The 14371-nt window shown below is 72.5% G+C and carries 10 protein-coding genes; 4 read left to right on the top strand and 6 right to left on the bottom strand.

Annotated elements, in window-relative coordinates; genetic code table 11:
- Positions 1 to 14: 14 nt before the first annotated feature.
- The 6 genes from OG390_RS16340 to OG390_RS16315 all read right to left on the bottom strand — a co-directional run bounded on the left by OG390_RS16340 (position 15) and on the right by OG390_RS16315 (position 10435).
- On the bottom strand, positions 15 to 749 hold the full coding sequence (locus OG390_RS16340; RefSeq protein WP_406168626.1) for a class I SAM-dependent methyltransferase: 735 nt from the start codon (positions 747 to 749) through the stop codon (positions 15 to 17).
- Positions 746 to 2320 carry a condensation protein gene (locus OG390_RS16335; RefSeq protein WP_406168624.1) on the bottom strand — a complete coding sequence of 525 codons (1575 nt, stop codon included), beginning with the start codon at positions 2318 to 2320 and terminating at the stop codon, positions 746 to 748. Before OG390_RS16335 ends, OG390_RS16340 begins: the two co-directional genes overlap by 4 nt.
- Entirely contained in the window at positions 2317 to 7116 is a 4800-nt protein-coding gene (locus OG390_RS16330; protein ID WP_406177695.1) for an alpha-(1->3)-arabinofuranosyltransferase family protein, read from the bottom strand. Before OG390_RS16330 ends, OG390_RS16335 begins: the two co-directional genes overlap by 4 nt.
- On the bottom strand, positions 7113 to 7871 hold the full coding sequence (locus tag OG390_RS16325) for a class I SAM-dependent methyltransferase (RefSeq protein ID WP_406168622.1): 759 nt from the start codon (positions 7869 to 7871) through the stop codon (positions 7113 to 7115). The genes OG390_RS16330 and OG390_RS16325 overlap by 4 nt, the downstream gene beginning before the upstream one ends.
- Positions 7868 to 9019: a glycosyltransferase family 4 protein gene (locus tag OG390_RS16320; RefSeq protein WP_406168620.1), complete on the bottom strand. Its 1152-nt coding sequence runs from the start codon at positions 9017 to 9019 to the stop codon at positions 7868 to 7870. The genes OG390_RS16325 and OG390_RS16320 overlap by 4 nt, the downstream gene beginning before the upstream one ends.
- 438 nt (positions 9020 to 9457) lie before the next feature.
- Entirely contained in the window at positions 9458 to 10435 is a 978-nt protein-coding gene (locus OG390_RS16315; protein ID WP_406168618.1) for a DUF3068 domain-containing protein, read from the bottom strand.
- A gap of 325 nt (positions 10436 to 10760) precedes the next feature.
- On the opposite strand from OG390_RS16315, the gene OG390_RS16310 reads away from it, so the two are divergent.
- From OG390_RS16310 to OG390_RS16295, 4 genes are all read left to right on the top strand, one after another.
- Entirely contained in the window at positions 10761 to 10913 is a 153-nt protein-coding gene (locus tag OG390_RS16310) for a hypothetical protein (protein WP_406168616.1), read from the top strand.
- 2 nt (positions 10914 to 10915) lie between these two features.
- Positions 10916 to 12157, top strand: coding sequence for a PucR family transcriptional regulator (locus OG390_RS16305; RefSeq protein WP_406168614.1), 1242 nt, complete (start codon positions 10916 to 10918; stop codon positions 12155 to 12157).
- Positions 12158 to 12702: 545 nt separating this feature from the next.
- A complete protein-coding gene (locus tag OG390_RS16300; RefSeq protein ID WP_406168612.1) occupies positions 12703 to 13476 on the top strand; it encodes an IclR family transcriptional regulator in 774 nt (257 codons plus the stop codon).
- A complete protein-coding gene (locus tag OG390_RS16295) occupies positions 13473 to 14339 on the top strand; it encodes an SMP-30/gluconolactonase/LRE family protein (protein ID WP_406168610.1) in 867 nt (288 codons plus the stop codon). Before OG390_RS16300 ends, OG390_RS16295 begins: the two co-directional genes overlap by 4 nt.
- Positions 14340 to 14371: the final 32 nt, after the last annotated feature.

The following is a 14371-nucleotide window of genomic DNA, read 5'->3' as shown; positions in this document are numbered from 1 at the left end:
CCCCACCACATGGGCTACGTCCTTCGCGCGTGCAGGAGCAGGATGGAGGACAGGGACGGCGCGGCGCAGGCCAGCCGGTCCAGGGGGCGCAGCGGGCGCGGTACGCCATGGAAGGGCGCACCCGCCAGGCGTACGACGTCGAAGCCCGACGCGGTCACGAACTCCCGCAGCGCCCGGGCCGTGTAGAGCCGCAGATGGCCCACGACCTCGCTTCCCGGGCGGCCATGGATGGCGCGCAGGCTCACCTCCGAGAAGACGGGCTGGACGCCGGCGAGCAGCAGGGCTCGGTTGTACCAGGCGGCCAGGTTCGGGGTGGAGAGCATCAAGTGGCCGCCGGGGCGTAGGACTCGGCGGATCTCGTCGAGTGCGCCGTCCGGGTCCACGAGGTGTTCGACGACCTCGCTGAAGAGCACCGCGTCGGCCGATGCCGTCCTGAATGGCAGCCCGCCGTCGGTGAGTTCGCCGCGGATCGCGTACGGCACATGGGCGTGGGCACGTCTGAGGGCGTCCTGCGACCAGTCGACGCCGATCAGGCGGTGGCCGGCGAGGAGGGGGGCGGCGGTCGCGGCCGCGGTGCCATCGCCGCAGCCGATGTCCAGGACGGTCTTCGCGCCCGCCGTGGCCGGGCCCAGCGCGGCGGCCAGCATGCGGGCCTGGCGCAGGCTGCGCGGGGTGCCGGAGGCGACGGGAACGGCGGGGTCCTCGTAGAACTCGCGAAGTCCGCGCCGCGCGGGCGCTGTCGTGGTCATGGGGTGTCCCCCTCCGTCGCGTGCAGATAGTGCTCGAAGAGGTCGCGCAGGTGGGCGCCGTCACCGTGGCTGAGCAGGGTCCGGGACCAGCGCAGGGCGAGGTGCAGGCGGCCCGCGGTGGACGCGGTCGTGACGGTCAGGCCGCGGGGCATGCGGGCGGGGGCCGAGAACCACACCGCGTGGGCGCGGCCCGCCGTCTCGCCGAAGTCCAGGGGGTACGGGATGCGGCCGATGTTGCTCAGCAGCGTGGTCGAGGTCCAGGGGCCGGCCGCTCTGCGCAGGCCTCTGGTGACGGCCGCGCGCCACGCCACGGGGACCACGGGGGCGGTCAACAGTGCGGCCCCGTAGCCGAGTTGGGGGCGGTCGAGGGACTTCAGTGCGCGCGTGCGGTGGGCCGTGCGGCGCAGCAGTTCGCTCATCCTGTGCGCGTCCACCTCCTCGGGGGTGAAGGTGACTTCCACGAGCCGCGTTCCGTTGCCGATCGGCATGTCCGCGTCGCGGGGGCGGTCGTCGACCGGCATCGTGATGCGCAGGGGGCGGGGGCGGGCGCCGTGTTCCCTGTTCCAGTGGGCGAGCATCAGGGCCGTGGTGGCCATGAGCTGGTCGTTCACCGTGTAGGGGGAGCCCTTGGGGCGGCGCGGGACGTTCAGCTCGGTGACGAGCAAGCCGTTGCCGGGGGAGGGTTCGGGGGCGCCGGGGGCGACCCTGGCGGGTGGGGTCCAGGTGGAGGGGGTGTCCACCTGGGGGGTGTCCGTCGCGTCGGGGGTACGCATCGGGGGCGCGGCGGGGGTGTTGTCCTTGCCTCCGTACAGCTCGGCTGCGGTGGCCAGGATGCGGAGGCAGGCGGGGCCGTCCAGGGCGGTGTGGTTGATGGTGAGGAAGAGGACTGTGCCCTTGGGGGCCGGGTGACCGGGGGTGGGGCCGGCGCCGGGGCGGGACGGCGAGCTCGCGCCTCGCGGGGTGTCGCTCTCTTCGGGACGGGCACTGCCCCCAGCGGCACGCAGGCCCACAGCTGGGTCGGTTGCGGCGGTGCCCGCTCCTGGCGCCGCCGAGCGTGGGGGGCCGCCCCTGGCGGCCTGCGGGCCCGTGGCTGAATCGGTGCGCCGGCCCACGGTGGCTTCGCCCACCGCGTCTGTCGCCTCGCTGCCCACCGCCCGGCCCGCCCCCTCGACCACCTCCAGGCGTATCGGTGGGGACAGGGACAGGGGCGGGGCCTCCAACAGGGCCCTGGTCCGGGCATTCCGGAGTGCGTCGGAGTCGGCGGAGGTGAACGACACCACCTCGACGTCCGGCCCCGACGTCAGCTCCCACTCGTAGCGGCGGCGGTACCAAGGGCCCGGGGCCTCGCGCATCAGGATGCGGGGGTGGCAGCGGAGCGCCTGTGTGAACGCCGTCCTCAGCCGGTCCGGGTCGAGGCGGCCAGGCAGATGGACCTCGATGTGGACCGTCTCCGGTTCCTCCTCCTGGAGGCAGTGCCGGGCGACCTCGTCCACCACCGGGAACGGGACGCGGACGGGGGGCCGGATCGGCCCGTCCGTGCCGTCCCGTGCCGGGTGCTCCACCGCTGTCATGTGGCCTCCCCCCTCCCCGTGTCCTCCTGGGTGCCGGGTTCCTCCGGTGGTGTCGCCCTGAACCTCGGCTTGTGGAACGTGAGGCGCGCGGTCGGGGGCTCGGGCTCGGGCTGGGCCGATCCGGGGCCGCGGGCGGAGACGGTCGGGCCGGAGGCGGCCCGTGCCCCGGACTCGGCCCCGGTTCCGCACGTGCCGGGCTTCTCCCCGGCCGGCTCGGCCCCCGGGCCGGTCCTTTCCCTGGTCGGCTCGGCCCCCGCGCCGGGCTTCTCCCCGGTCGGCTCGGCCCCCGGGCCGGTCCTTTCCCTGGTCGGCTCGGCCCCCGCGCCGGGCTTCTCCCCGGTCGGCTCGGCCCCCGGGCCGGTCCTTTCCCTGGTCGGCTCGGCCCCCGCGCCGGGCTTCTCCCCGGTCGGCTCGGCCCCCGGGCCGGTCCTTTCCCTGGTCGGCTCGGCCCCCGCGCCGGGCTTCTCCCCGGTCGGCTCGGCCCCCGGGCCGGTCCTTTCCCCGGCCGGCTGGGCCCCCGCGCCAGGCTTCTCCTCGAAGCCTCCGGGCAGCGCACCGGGCAGGACTCCCGGCCCCCCGCTCTCCCTCCGCACCCGTGGCGGCAGCGCTGCCGTGGGCGCCTCCGAGGAACCCGGTGACGCCTCCCACCGCGAGACCGCCGCCCCGGAGGCGTCCGGCTCCCGTACGCTCACCAGAGCGGCGAACAAGCCGATCAGCGCCAGCAGTTGGGCCGCGGGCCCGAACGCTCCCTCGTCCGCCGACACCGGCGACCCCGCGCCCGTCGCAGCGGCGATCCCCGCCCCGGCGAGCGCGAGGAACGCGATCGGTACGAGCAGGGCGTGCCGCCGCCGGGCGAGCAGGGCCAGCGCCGGGACCAGCAGGGCGAAGAAGCCCGCGATCACGACGCCGACCAGGGTCAGCGCGACCAGGCCCGGCCACAGCCCGGGCAGCGGCGGCACCGGCTGGGGCTCGTCGGGGTTGGGCGAGCGGCGGCGCCACAGGACGAGGCCCGCGAGGGCGGCCACGGCGACCCCGCCGCCGATCAACCCCGCCTCGTACGTCGTCGACGGCTCGTACGACAGCTTGACCGTGCCGCCCGCGCCGGACGGGATCCGCCAGCCCTGCTGCCAGCCGTCGAGCCGTACCGGCGTGAGTTCCTTGCCGCCCAGCGTGGCCTTCCAGCCGTCGTTGTAGTTCTCGTACGTCGTCAGGTACGAGGCCGCGCCCGAGCCGACCGACACCTCGCGGCGGTCGCCCAGCCAGTCACGTATCTTCAGATCGCGTCCGGCGGTGGCCGCGTCCGCCACGGTCCCGCGGGTCAGCGTCACGTCCGTGAGGGCCAGCGGGCCGGCGTCGCCCGCCTCGACGCGGTGCGAGCCGTCGGTGAGCTCCAGGGCTGTGTCCGTGCGCCCTTCCTGGCAGAGCGTCACATCAATGGCCCGGCGCTCCACCAGGTCCCGTACCGTCCCCTTCGCGCTCGTCCCGTACAGCTTCCCGTCGACCGCGACGACCGGACCCTTCCCGCAGGGGAGCGAGAACTTCCGGGTGCCGGACGGCTGCGGGGTGCGGTACTGGTCGAGGCCCGGGACGTAGGCCTCCGTCAGTCCGACCGGCAGCTGCAGGTCGTCGTCGGCGACCGGGTTGTGGACGGTCAGGGGTGTGGTCTCGGTGACGGTGATGTCGAGGTGGTCGGTGGTGATGGGGTCGAAGCGGGCCCAGCCGTTCTCGTCGACCCCGACGATCGCCGCCCCGTCCGGGGAACTGATGTTCACCTTCGTCGGGCGGGTCGACAGGCCGCCCGCCGGGGCCAGCACGATGGACGAGACCGGCTGTTTGTCGGGCCAGCTCAGATGGATCGTCGGGTTGTCGCCCGCGATCCACGCCGTCGTCAGGTCGCCGTCCGTGAGGTTGCGCGCGGACAGGCCGGCGCCCAGCTTCGCCGTCGATTCCGCCGTCGCGGTGATCCGGCTCTGCTGCTCGGGCGCGACCTCGTACAGCAGCTTGTCGAGGTCCTCGCCCGGGACCGGGACGGCGCTCGCTTTCATCGCGTACGTCCCCGCCGTCGAGGTCGAGAAGCTGCGGTGCAGGCCCGCCTCGGTGCCCGTCGGGGAGAGCCCGGTGGGGTCGGCGGTGCGGTGCAGGGAGACGACCTCGGCCGACGCTGAGGAGGCGTCCGAGCCGGAGGCGTCCGTCGGAAGCCGCAGCAGGCGCGTCACCTGGACATCCGGCAGGTCGATCTCGGAGAAGCCGGCACCGGTGAGACCGGCGTGCCGCTCTGTGGAGCCGACGATCGTGATCTTCAGCCAACTCGTCGACCCTGAGCGGACCTTGATCGACTGGGCCATGCCGTTGGGCTGCAGGTAGCTGGTGACGGAGCCCTTCTCCGTCTCCACCCGCACCCGCGTCGCCGCCGACCGCACCCCGTCCTGCGGCAGCGGAGTCACCTTGAACGACGACGGCACGTCCACGGACCCCTCGAAGCGGATCCGCAGCCACTGACCGTTCGCCGAGCCCGCCGCGCCCTCGGCCCACGCTGTGTCGGGGTTGCCGTCGAAGGCGTTCACGGGGTCGTACTGCGGGAGGTGGAAGAGCCAGTTGCCGGTCGACGACGCCGTCACCGAGCGGGCGCCGCGCAGCTCCGCCACCGTCTGGTGCCCGATGCCCTTCGTCGGCAGGATCTGGTGCGGCTTCCTGCCGGGGTCCTGCACACTGCCGCTGTCGTTGCGCTGGTCGCGCGTGTACGTGTACGAGGTGTTGGAGTCGACCAGGCCGAACCGGGTGTCGGCGCGGCGCAGGCCGTCGCCCACCACCTGTACGTCGGAGGTGCCCAGGCCCGGATGGTTGTCGCCGGTCAGCACGGCGGCACGGCCCCGCATCGACGGGTCGGCGGCCAGCGGGAGGAGCGACTCGGGGCCGCCGGACACGACGGCTGTGTCCGCGATCGGTTTCAGCCCGGCCTGTCCGGGCCTCGCCACGTCCTTGTCGGTCGGCTCGTAGATCTCGACGGCGCGCCGGCGCGGATACAGGCCCTCGACCTGCAAAGGGGTGTCGTTCGCGATCCGCCCGCCGGTCATGACCGGCCCGAAGCCGGTGACCCGCTGGTACCCGGACTGCTCCAGGGTTCGCTTCACGGTCGCCGTCGGGACGTAACCGAGCTGATCGGGGTCCAGGTCGTTGCGTACGACGACGTAGTAGAGGCCGGCCCGGCTCAGGTAGTCGGCCAGGCCCGGGACCGCGCCGCCGGTCATCAGCGACTGCTCGACCGCGTCCATGGCGCGCCGGTTGCCCGCGGTACCGAACGGGACGTAATCCCGTTCCGCCCAGCGGGAGTCGGCGAGCACGTCGAGAGGCTCGTCGATGGGGGAGCCCCAGGTGTAGATGCCGTGCGCGGTGGCGGGGACGACGAGGGCGCGGGAGTCGGGGGAGTACTTCTTCAGCCAGTCGGCGGTGGTCTGCCAGTACTTGGGGAGTTCCTGGAAGGAACCCGGTTGCAGAATCGACCCGTTGAGATACGGCCAGGCGAGCCCCGGCAGTATCAGCACGGCCGCCACGAGGGGCGCGAATCGACGGCCGCGTACCGGACGGGCGCCGCGCGTCTTGGAGGCGACACCGACCAGATGCGCGAGGCCGAGGACGAGGGCGAGCGCGAGCCCCGTCTGGAACTTGTAGATGTTGCGGAAGGGGACGAGCCCGCCGTTCAGCCAGTCCTGGACCACGCTGTGGAAGGGCGCGCCGAACGAACCACCGTACCCGGCCAGGGTGATGAGCGCGACCGACAGCACGGTCAGCGCGAGCCAGCGGCGCTCGGGCATGTCCCGTCTCGCCAGGCCCGCGAGACCCAGCCCGGCCGCCAGCGACGAACAGACGATCACGACGACCGAGGACGCGACGGTCCAGCCGGCGGGCAGCCAGGCCTCGCCGAAGTGCAGATACGCCACCCAGTTACCGGCGCCGCGCAGCGACTCGGTGGCCGACATCGTGGCGGTGGTGGTCTGCGAAGTCTCCACGTAGGGAAGAAAGTTCTCGCCGTAGATGCCGAGCATCAGCAGCGCGATCCACCACCAGGCCGTCGCCAGGATCACGCCCGGCACCCACCAGCCGATCAGTTTGCGCTGCCGGGGCCCGCGCGGGCGGGAGAGCAGATACAGCCCGACCGGGAGCAGGGATGCCAGGGTCGCGGCCGCGTTCACACCGCCCATGAAGGGGACGATCAGCGCCGAGCGCAGGGCCGCGATACGGGCGCTGTAGCGCTCGTCGGTGAGCGGCAGCAGGACCCAGGGGAGGAAAGCGCCGGGCAGCGCTGCGGCCGAGGTGGAGCCGACGACGACGGTGAAGACCGGCCACAACGCGTACGCGACGGCGGCGAGCAGTCTTGCGGAACCGCTCCCGACCCGCAGCCGCTCGGCCAGTCGCAGTGCGCCCCAGAAGGCGACGGAGACCACGATCGACAGCCACAGCCGCTCCGCCAGCCACACCGGCAGATGGATCAGCTTGCACAGGCCGTAGAACGGCAGCATCGGCCAGACGTAGCCGACGTACTGGTCCTGGATGCCGCCGAAGCCGCCCCGGTCGTGCCACAACTGGCCCAGATCGGAGAGGAACTGCCAGGGGTCGAGCGCGACACCGAGCTTGGTGTCGAAGGTCGTCCGCCCGGGGTGCACGGCCAGGAACAGCACGAACACCACGGCCCAGAAACCCAGCAGCCACCGCCGCGAGCGCGGCCCCTCGGGGGGTCCTGAGGCGGTCGCGGCGGGGCGGACGGCTGCTGGAGGAGGAGCCTGGACCGTGCTCGTCATGGTGGACACCGCCGGAGGATGAGGAGGAGGTTCCAAGTGGCGAACTCGCGCAGCACCGGTGTCTTGGTGACGGCGGAGGCGAGGAACGGCCAGTAGCGGGAGCGCGCCGCGACGACCGTGACGTCGTCGCGGGCGTGCACCTGCCGGAGGGTGGTGCCGATGTGCACGGCGAAGAGGTTCTCGCCGAGGGTGTGCTTGGCGGCCCTACCGGTACGGCGCCGGTAGCGGGCCCGTGCCCGCTCGGCGCCGAAGTAGTGCCAGGGCGCCCACTCGTGACCGCCCCACGGGGACAGCCAGTTGGTGAACGAGACGTAGATCAGCCCGTCCGGGCGGGTCACGCGCACCATTTCGCTCAGGAACGTCTGCGGATCGGCCACGTGCTCCAGGACGTTGGAGGAGAAGCAGACGTCGGCCACCCCGTCCGCCAGCGGCAGCAGATACCCGTCCGCGACGACCGCCGAGTCGGGTGGCTTCGGCCCCAACTCCCTTACGTCCGGCTCGAAGAGATACGCGTGGGCCCCGCGCCGCCGGAACTCCTGGGTGAAGTAGCCACTGCCGCCGCCGACGTCCACGACGGTACGGCCCTCGACGGCGCCGCCGTACGCCTCGACCTGGTCGGCGGCGTCCCGGGCGAGCAGCGAGTAGCAGGACCCGGGGTCGTCCTGCTCGTGCAGGAAGGCACGGAAGAGCGCCAGTGAGCGGCGTATGGAGGGGTCCTTGAGGCCGGTACCCGCACCCTCACCGGGGGCCCTCACGGCGTCCAGCCCCTCACCGCCTCCGCGGCCACCGCTCTGAACTGGCGGACCGTGTGGTTCCAGCGGTACCGGGCCGTGCGGTCGCGGGCGGCCTTGCCCATGAGGGTGCGGCGGTGGGTGGACAGGGCGAGCGTGCACCAGGCGGCCGCGAAGGAGGACTCGCCGCGGGCCAGCAGACCCGTCTCGCCGTCCACGACGGAGTCGCGCAGTCCGGGTACGTCGAAGGCGATCGCCGGGGTCTCGCGCGCGGCCGCCTCGGTGACGACCAGGCCCCAGCCCTCGACGGCGGACGGGTGCAGCAGCAGCCAGGCGGCGCACAGCAGACGGTGCTTCTCGGCTTCGGAGACATGGCCGGTGAACTCGACTCCGGGGCCCGCGAGTTGCTCCAGGCGCTCGCGCTCGGGGCCGTCTCCCACGATCACCAGCCGGCCGCCGGTGACCGGGCGGACCCGCTCCCACAGCCGCAGCAGCAGATCGATCCGCTTGTACTCGACGAGCCGCCCCATCGCCACGAACAGCGGCTCCGGCGAGCGAGAGGCCCGCGGCCCCGGCTCCTCGACTCCGTTGTGCACGACCCGGATGCGGTCCCGCTCGACCCCGATCGCGCGCAGGGCGTGTGCCGTCGACGGAGAGACGGCGACCAGCAGATTGCGGCGCTGCGCGCCGGCCAGCGCCCAGTGTTCGAGTCTTCGGCCGAGCCGGGCGGCAGGTGCCAGCGGTCCGCCGAACCGCATCTTCCAGAGGTCCGTGTGGACGTGGTTGACCAGACACAGGGTGGGGCCGTGGTGCCACAACGGCGCCAGGTACGGCAGTCCGTTGCACACCTCGACCAGGAGGTCGCAGTCACCGACCTGGCGGTGCAACGCGGGGCGGGCGCGCAGAAAGTGGCCGAGGTCGCCACCCGCCGAGACGACCCGGTAGTCGCGGTAGGCCGCGGGGCCGCCGCACAACAGGGTGACCTGGTGGCCGAGCTCGGTCAGCCCTTCGGCCAGACGGTCGACGAGCAGTTCGGAGCCGCCCGCCGCCGGGTTGCCGAGATCGCGGCGGGCGAGAAAAACGATACGGCGCGGCTGTGGGGGGAGCGCCGGGGGGTGCTGCGCGGGGCGGGGGAGCGCGGCGCGCAGCGAGGAAGGCACGTGCTGGGGCATGGGTGCTCCAACTCGTCTCAGGGTGCGGAACTCAGCGTGGGGGGTAGGGCGCGGTGCGGATCTCTGCACCGGTCGGTCGATGGGTGGCGTTTCGCGCGGGTCTCTTGCCCGTGGGGTGGCGCGTCTGCGGTCTTGCGGTGGGGTGGCGCGTCTGCGGTCTTGCGGTGGGGTGGCGCGTCTGCGGTCTTGCGGTGAGGCGGCGCCTCTCCGGTCTTTCGGTCGGGCTGCGCTTGTGCGGTCTTTCGTCGGACGGCGCTTCTCTGGTCTTTCGACGGGATGGGGCTGAGAATCTGCCCAGCTGTGGGGTTTTTGGGCATTCGCCGTGACGGGAATGTGGGCGGGCTGTGCTCGGGTGGGGTTGGACAGTTTTCGCCCAGCGGTTCGATGCGGCTACTCACCGAGGTGACAATTTCCGGGCTTTGTGGAGCTGACGGCACATCACATCGTGAGCGGAGGCTGGGACGACTCGGACGTATCGGGATCCGGTCGCCCGCGTACCACCAAAACGACCCCCACCGCGGCCAGGACGAAACCGAGCACACCGGCACCAATCGGCAACGTCTGTCCCACCATGCGCAGTTGCCCGCTCTCGGTCTTCGCCTGGTCCACCTGGTCCTGCTGCGTCGCGGCCGTGAAGGCCAGCTTCTGGCTGTCCAGGAGTACCGTCGCGTCCTTCTTGGCGCCCGGGGCGCGCAGCGTCCTGCGCGGCCCGACCTGCGCGTAGATCACCCGGCCCGTGCGCTGGTCGACGACGAGCTCGATCAGATGGTTGGCGTACCACTCCTCGGCGAGCACCTGGCTGCGCTTCGGTTCCCCGACGAGCGCGCCCGGTACCAGACGGGTCCCGGTCCTGGTGGCGGGGACGGACCCGGTGAACCGGTAGCCCTCGTACCCGCGGATCTTCTTGGTGCCCCGGTAGTTCAGGGTGACCGTCGCGCCGAGCGAGTTGTCCCACCAGCGGTACGCGCGTTTTTGCACGTCGAAGGGGAACTTGAGGTAGGCCTCGCCCTCGAAGTACGGCTTCTCCTGGCAGCAGTGCGCCGGAGTGTTGGTCTTCCGGTTGGTGACCCAGCGGCCCGGCACGAACTCCAGGGCGTCGTGCGGGTCGGCGGCCGGCAGCGACTTGTCCGTGTCGACCGTGGTCGTCACGTCCCAGACGGCCTTTCCGCTGCGCTCGCTGTCGGCGACGTCGCCGCGTACCTGCTGGGTGACGGTGATCTTCTGGTCGGACACGGTCGCGACCTTGTCGACGTCGAAGACGCTGCCGGTGCCGGTGTAGACGGCGGTCGTGTCGATGTCGATCGGGTTCACGGCGGCCCGCGGTTCCACGTACCACGCGAGCATCGGGGCCAGCACGAGCAGGAAGGTGCCGAGGCCGAGAAGGATCAGGGAGACGGGTGAGACTCTGCGACGCATCCGGGCACTCCAGGGGCGTGAGGAGGCTCGACGCACGGGTGATATCGGGTGGTACGAGGTGATACGGATGCGTCGACACCAGGAGGGAAAGTGCACGTGCGGTATGGGCCGGGAACCGTAGGCGCACCCTTGACGGGGTGTCAATGCATTGTCGAGACTGTGGACTTGCCGGACGGGACCGGTGAACCGTCATGGGTCGGGGCCGGTGGAGAGCCACCGGACACGACCGGTGAACGGGAACGGGCAGGGGCCGCGCAGCCGCATGACCACGGCCGCGCGGAGTGCCGGGGTGGGGACGACCTCCGACAGAGAGGCTGACCCTGCGATGCCCAGACTGCTCGCCGCCGTACTGACCGTCGCGGCCGCCGCCGCACTCGCCGTGGGCGCCGCGCTCGGTGTCGTCGCGCTGCTCGACGCGACGCCGGACCAGCCGAACACGCCGCTGATCACCTATGAGAATGCCGGTCAGGAGCGTTGACCGTGACCGCTCGTCCGGGAACCGTGGCACTGCACTCGGCCTGGCACGACGTTCCCCGCGTCCAGGTGCGGCAGTTCGCGGCGATCGCCATGGCCGAGGCGCCCGCGCTCGCCGAGGAGATCCTGCGCGAGATCCGCCGCGAGTACCCGCATCTGCCGGTCGTCCTCGACGACTCCGGAGAGCCGATGGCCCTGGTCGGCATACGCCGCGCGATCGAGGTCTTCGTGCAGCATCTGGAGACGGCGGAGGGTCGTCCGCGCGTCCACCCCGAGGTGTTCCAGGAGTTCGGCCGGGGCGAGGGGCTGCACGGCCGCAGTCTCGACTCGCTGCAGGCGATCTACCGGCTCGGGGTGCGGCTCGCCTGGCGGCGGTTCGCCGAGATCGGGCAGCGGGTCGACATCCCGCCCCCGGCGATGTACGAGCTTGTCGACGCCGGATACGAGTACCTGGACGGCCTGGTGGATCAGTCCGTACGGGGTTACGCCGAAGCCGCGGCGCGACAGGCCGGGGAGCGGCTGCGCCTCCAGCGGCGCCTGATGGAGTTACTGCTCTCCGAGCACCACCGGAGCGACCCCGCCGAGGCGCTCGTCGAACGCGCCGCCCGGATCGGCTGGCCGCTGCCCGACCGGGTCGCCGTCGGGGTGCTGCTGCGGCCGGCCCGGGAAGCCGTCGCGCCCGCCGTCGGACAGAGCGTCCTGCTCGACATGGAGTACGAGCAGCCCCGCATGGTCGTGCCCGAGCCGGACGCGGCCGGGCGCCCTGAGCTGCTGCACCGGGCGTTGACCGGGTGGGCCGGGGCGATCGGGCCGCCGGTGCCGCTGGCCGACGCGGCGAAGTCGCTGCGCTGGGCCGAGGCGGCGGTACGGCTCATGGAGCGGGGGCTGCTTCCCGCCGGTGAGGTTCTGCACTGCACGGAGCACACCGAGGCCCTGGTCCTGCTCCAGCCCGAGGAGCTGATCGACGATCTCGCGTTGCGCTGTCTGGCGCCGCTGGCCCACTGCGGGCCCACGCATGGGCGGCGGCTCGCGGAGACGTTGCTGGCGTGGCTGGAGACGCGGGGTGGCGCCCCCGAGGTAGCCGCACGTCTTGGGGTGCACCCCCAGACCGTCCGCTACCGCCTCCGGCAGATACGGGAGCTGTGGGGTGACGAGGTCGACGACCCCGACCGGCGGTTCGAGCTGGAGCTGGTGCTGCGGGCGCAGCGCCTCCGGGGCGAGCTGGGGGACCCGAGAGCCCGGCGCTGACCTCCCGTCGGGGCTTGTTCGAGTGCACCCGGTCCTTTGGGCGCTGGGAGCTGTCCTCGCGCCGGGCCCGGGGCGAGTGCACCCGGTCCCTCGGGCGCCGGGAGCTGTCCTCGCGCCGGGCTTGTTCGAGTGCACCCGGTCCTTTGGGTGCCGGGAGCTGTCCTCGCGCCGGGCCCGGGGCGAGTGCACCCGGTCCCTCGGGTGCCGGGAGCTGTCCTCGCGCCGGGCTTGTTCGAGTGCACCCGGTCCTTTGGGTGCCGGGAGCTGTCCTCGCGCCGGGCCCGGGGCGAGTGCACCCGGTCCCTCGGGCGCCGGGAGCTGCCCTCCCGCCGGCCCCGGGGCGAGTGCGCCCCCGCTCACCAGGCACCCGGCGCTCCCCTCCCGTCGGTTTTCCACCCGCCCACCCGTCTCGGCCCACCCACCGGTCCCCTCGATGAAAGGTGCCCCCGTCCCTGACCATTGCCCGCTCAAGACAGCCATGAGTAACCTGTGTTCGTCATGCCGATCGTCTGTTGAAATTTCGAACACAAGGGAGGGGGCCGGTTGTGGGACGCCTCGTACCTGCCGTGACCCGGGCTCTCGACATACTCGAGCTCTTCCTGGACGGGGACGGGACACTCTCCGCCCCCGACATCGTGCGCAAGCTGCAGCTGCCGCGCACGACAGTGCACGAGCTGGTCACCACGCTCGCCGCCCGGTCGTACATCGTCCAGGTGCCCGGCCAGCCGGGACGCTACCGGCTCGGCGTACGCCCGTACCAGCTCGGCAGCAGATACGCCGAGCAGCTGGACCTCGCTGCCGAGGGCCAGCAGGTCGCCCGCTCGGTGGCCGAGACCTGCGACGAGACCGTACACGTGGCCATCCTCGAAGGCACCGACGTCATCTACATCGCGAAGGTCGACTCCACGCACGCCGTGCGCATGGTGTCGGCGGCGGGCCGGCGCCTGCCCGCGCACTGCACCTCCGTCGGCAAGATGCTGCTCGCCTCGCTCCGCGATGTGGAGCTGACCTCGCGCATCCCCGACAACGCCGAGCTGGTCGCGATGACGCCCAACAGCATCACCGACCCGACCGCCCTGCGCGAGGCCCTCGCCGAGATCCGCCGCCGCGGGATCGCCGTGGAGAGCCGCGAGTCCAACCCGGACGTCAGCTGCGTCGCCGCCCCGGTGCGCGACCGTACGGGAGGGGTCGTCGCCGCGCTCTCCATCTCCGTGCCGATGATCCGCTGGAGTGACGAGCGCCGCGCCGAACTGGAGCAGCTGGCCGCGAAGGGCGCCGCCGAGCTGTCCGAACGGCTCGGCCACCGGAGCGTCGGATGACGGCCCCCGAGGTCGCCGTACGCGCGTACGCCACCCTCGGCGAGGGGCCGACCTGGGACCCGCACGGACAGCGGCTCATCTGGGTCGACATCCTCGGCTCCCGGGTGCACACCTACGACCCGGTCTCCGGACACCGCACGGTCATGGCCACCGAACAGCACGTGGGTGCCGCCAAGCCCCGCGCGGGGGGCGGCCTGGTCGTCAACCTCCGTGATGGCGTGGGCCTTTACGGGCCGAAGGGGCCGGAGGGATCCGGCGAGCCCTTCCGGTGGCTGCACCGCGAGCCCGTCCCGGGCTGCCGCGCGAACGACGCGGCGGTCGCCCCCGACGGTTCCCTCTGGTTCGGCACCATGCGCTACGACGAGGCACCGCGCGGCGGCACGCTGTCCCGGCTCGCCCCGGACGGAACCGTACGCACGGTCCTCGACGACGTCGCCGTCAGCAACGGCACGGGCTGGAGCCCGGACGGCCGGCAGATGTACTACATCGACTCCCCGACCCGACGGATCGACGTCTTCGACGTGGGAGACAATCAACTTCCAGTCAACAGAAGGCAGTTGGCGGCTGTGGAAGACGGTGCCGGCTTCCCCGACGGCCTCACCGTCGACGCTGACGGCTGCGTATGGGTGGCCCTGTGGGACGGCGGAGCGGTCCGTCGCTACACCCCGTCCGGCGATCTGGACCGGGTCGTGGAACTACCCGCGCAACGCCCCACGGCCTGCGCCTTCGGCGGCGCGGACCTGACCGACCTGTACATCACCACGGCCCGTACGGGCCTCGACGCACCGCACCCGATGTCGGGCTCGGTGCTGGTGCTTCCCGGCGCGGGGAAGGGGCTGCCGCAGCCCGCGTTCGCCGGTTAGCGACCCGCCGAAGTACCCGCCTGCTTCCGGGC

Origin of the sequence: Streptomyces sp. NBC_00996, assembly GCF_045162675.1 — a bacterium.
In the GTDB taxonomy this organism is placed as follows: Bacteria; Actinomycetota; Actinomycetes; order Streptomycetales; family Streptomycetaceae; genus Streptomyces.
Note: the sequence above shows the minus strand (reverse complement) of the source record. Positions and strands in the feature narration are given on the sequence as shown.

What these genes read in the sequence shown, in the direction of transcription:
- OG390_RS16340 (WP_406168626.1), bottom strand. Translation starts at nt 749, where the DNA reads ATGACCACGACAGCGCCCGCGCGGCGCGGACTTCGCGAGTTCTACGAG.
- OG390_RS16335 (WP_406168624.1), bottom strand. Translation starts at nt 2,320, where the DNA reads ATGACAGCGGTGGAGCACCCGGCACGGGACGGCACGGACGGGCCGATC.
- OG390_RS16330 (WP_406177695.1), bottom strand. Translation starts at nt 7,116, where the DNA reads ATGACGAGCACGGTCCAGGCTCCTCCTCCAGCAGCCGTCCGCCCCGCC.
- OG390_RS16320 (WP_406168620.1), bottom strand. Translation starts at nt 9,019, where the DNA reads ATGCCCCAGCACGTGCCTTCCTCGCTGCGCGCCGCGCTCCCCCGCCCC.
- OG390_RS16315 (WP_406168618.1), bottom strand. Translation starts at nt 10,435, where the DNA reads ATGCGTCGCAGAGTCTCACCCGTCTCCCTGATCCTTCTCGGCCTCGGC.
- OG390_RS16310 (WP_406168616.1), top strand. Translation starts at nt 10,761, where the DNA reads ATGCCCAGACTGCTCGCCGCCGTACTGACCGTCGCGGCCGCCGCCGCA.
- OG390_RS16295 (WP_406168610.1), top strand. Translation starts at nt 13,473, where the DNA reads ATGACGGCCCCCGAGGTCGCCGTACGCGCGTACGCCACCCTCGGCGAG.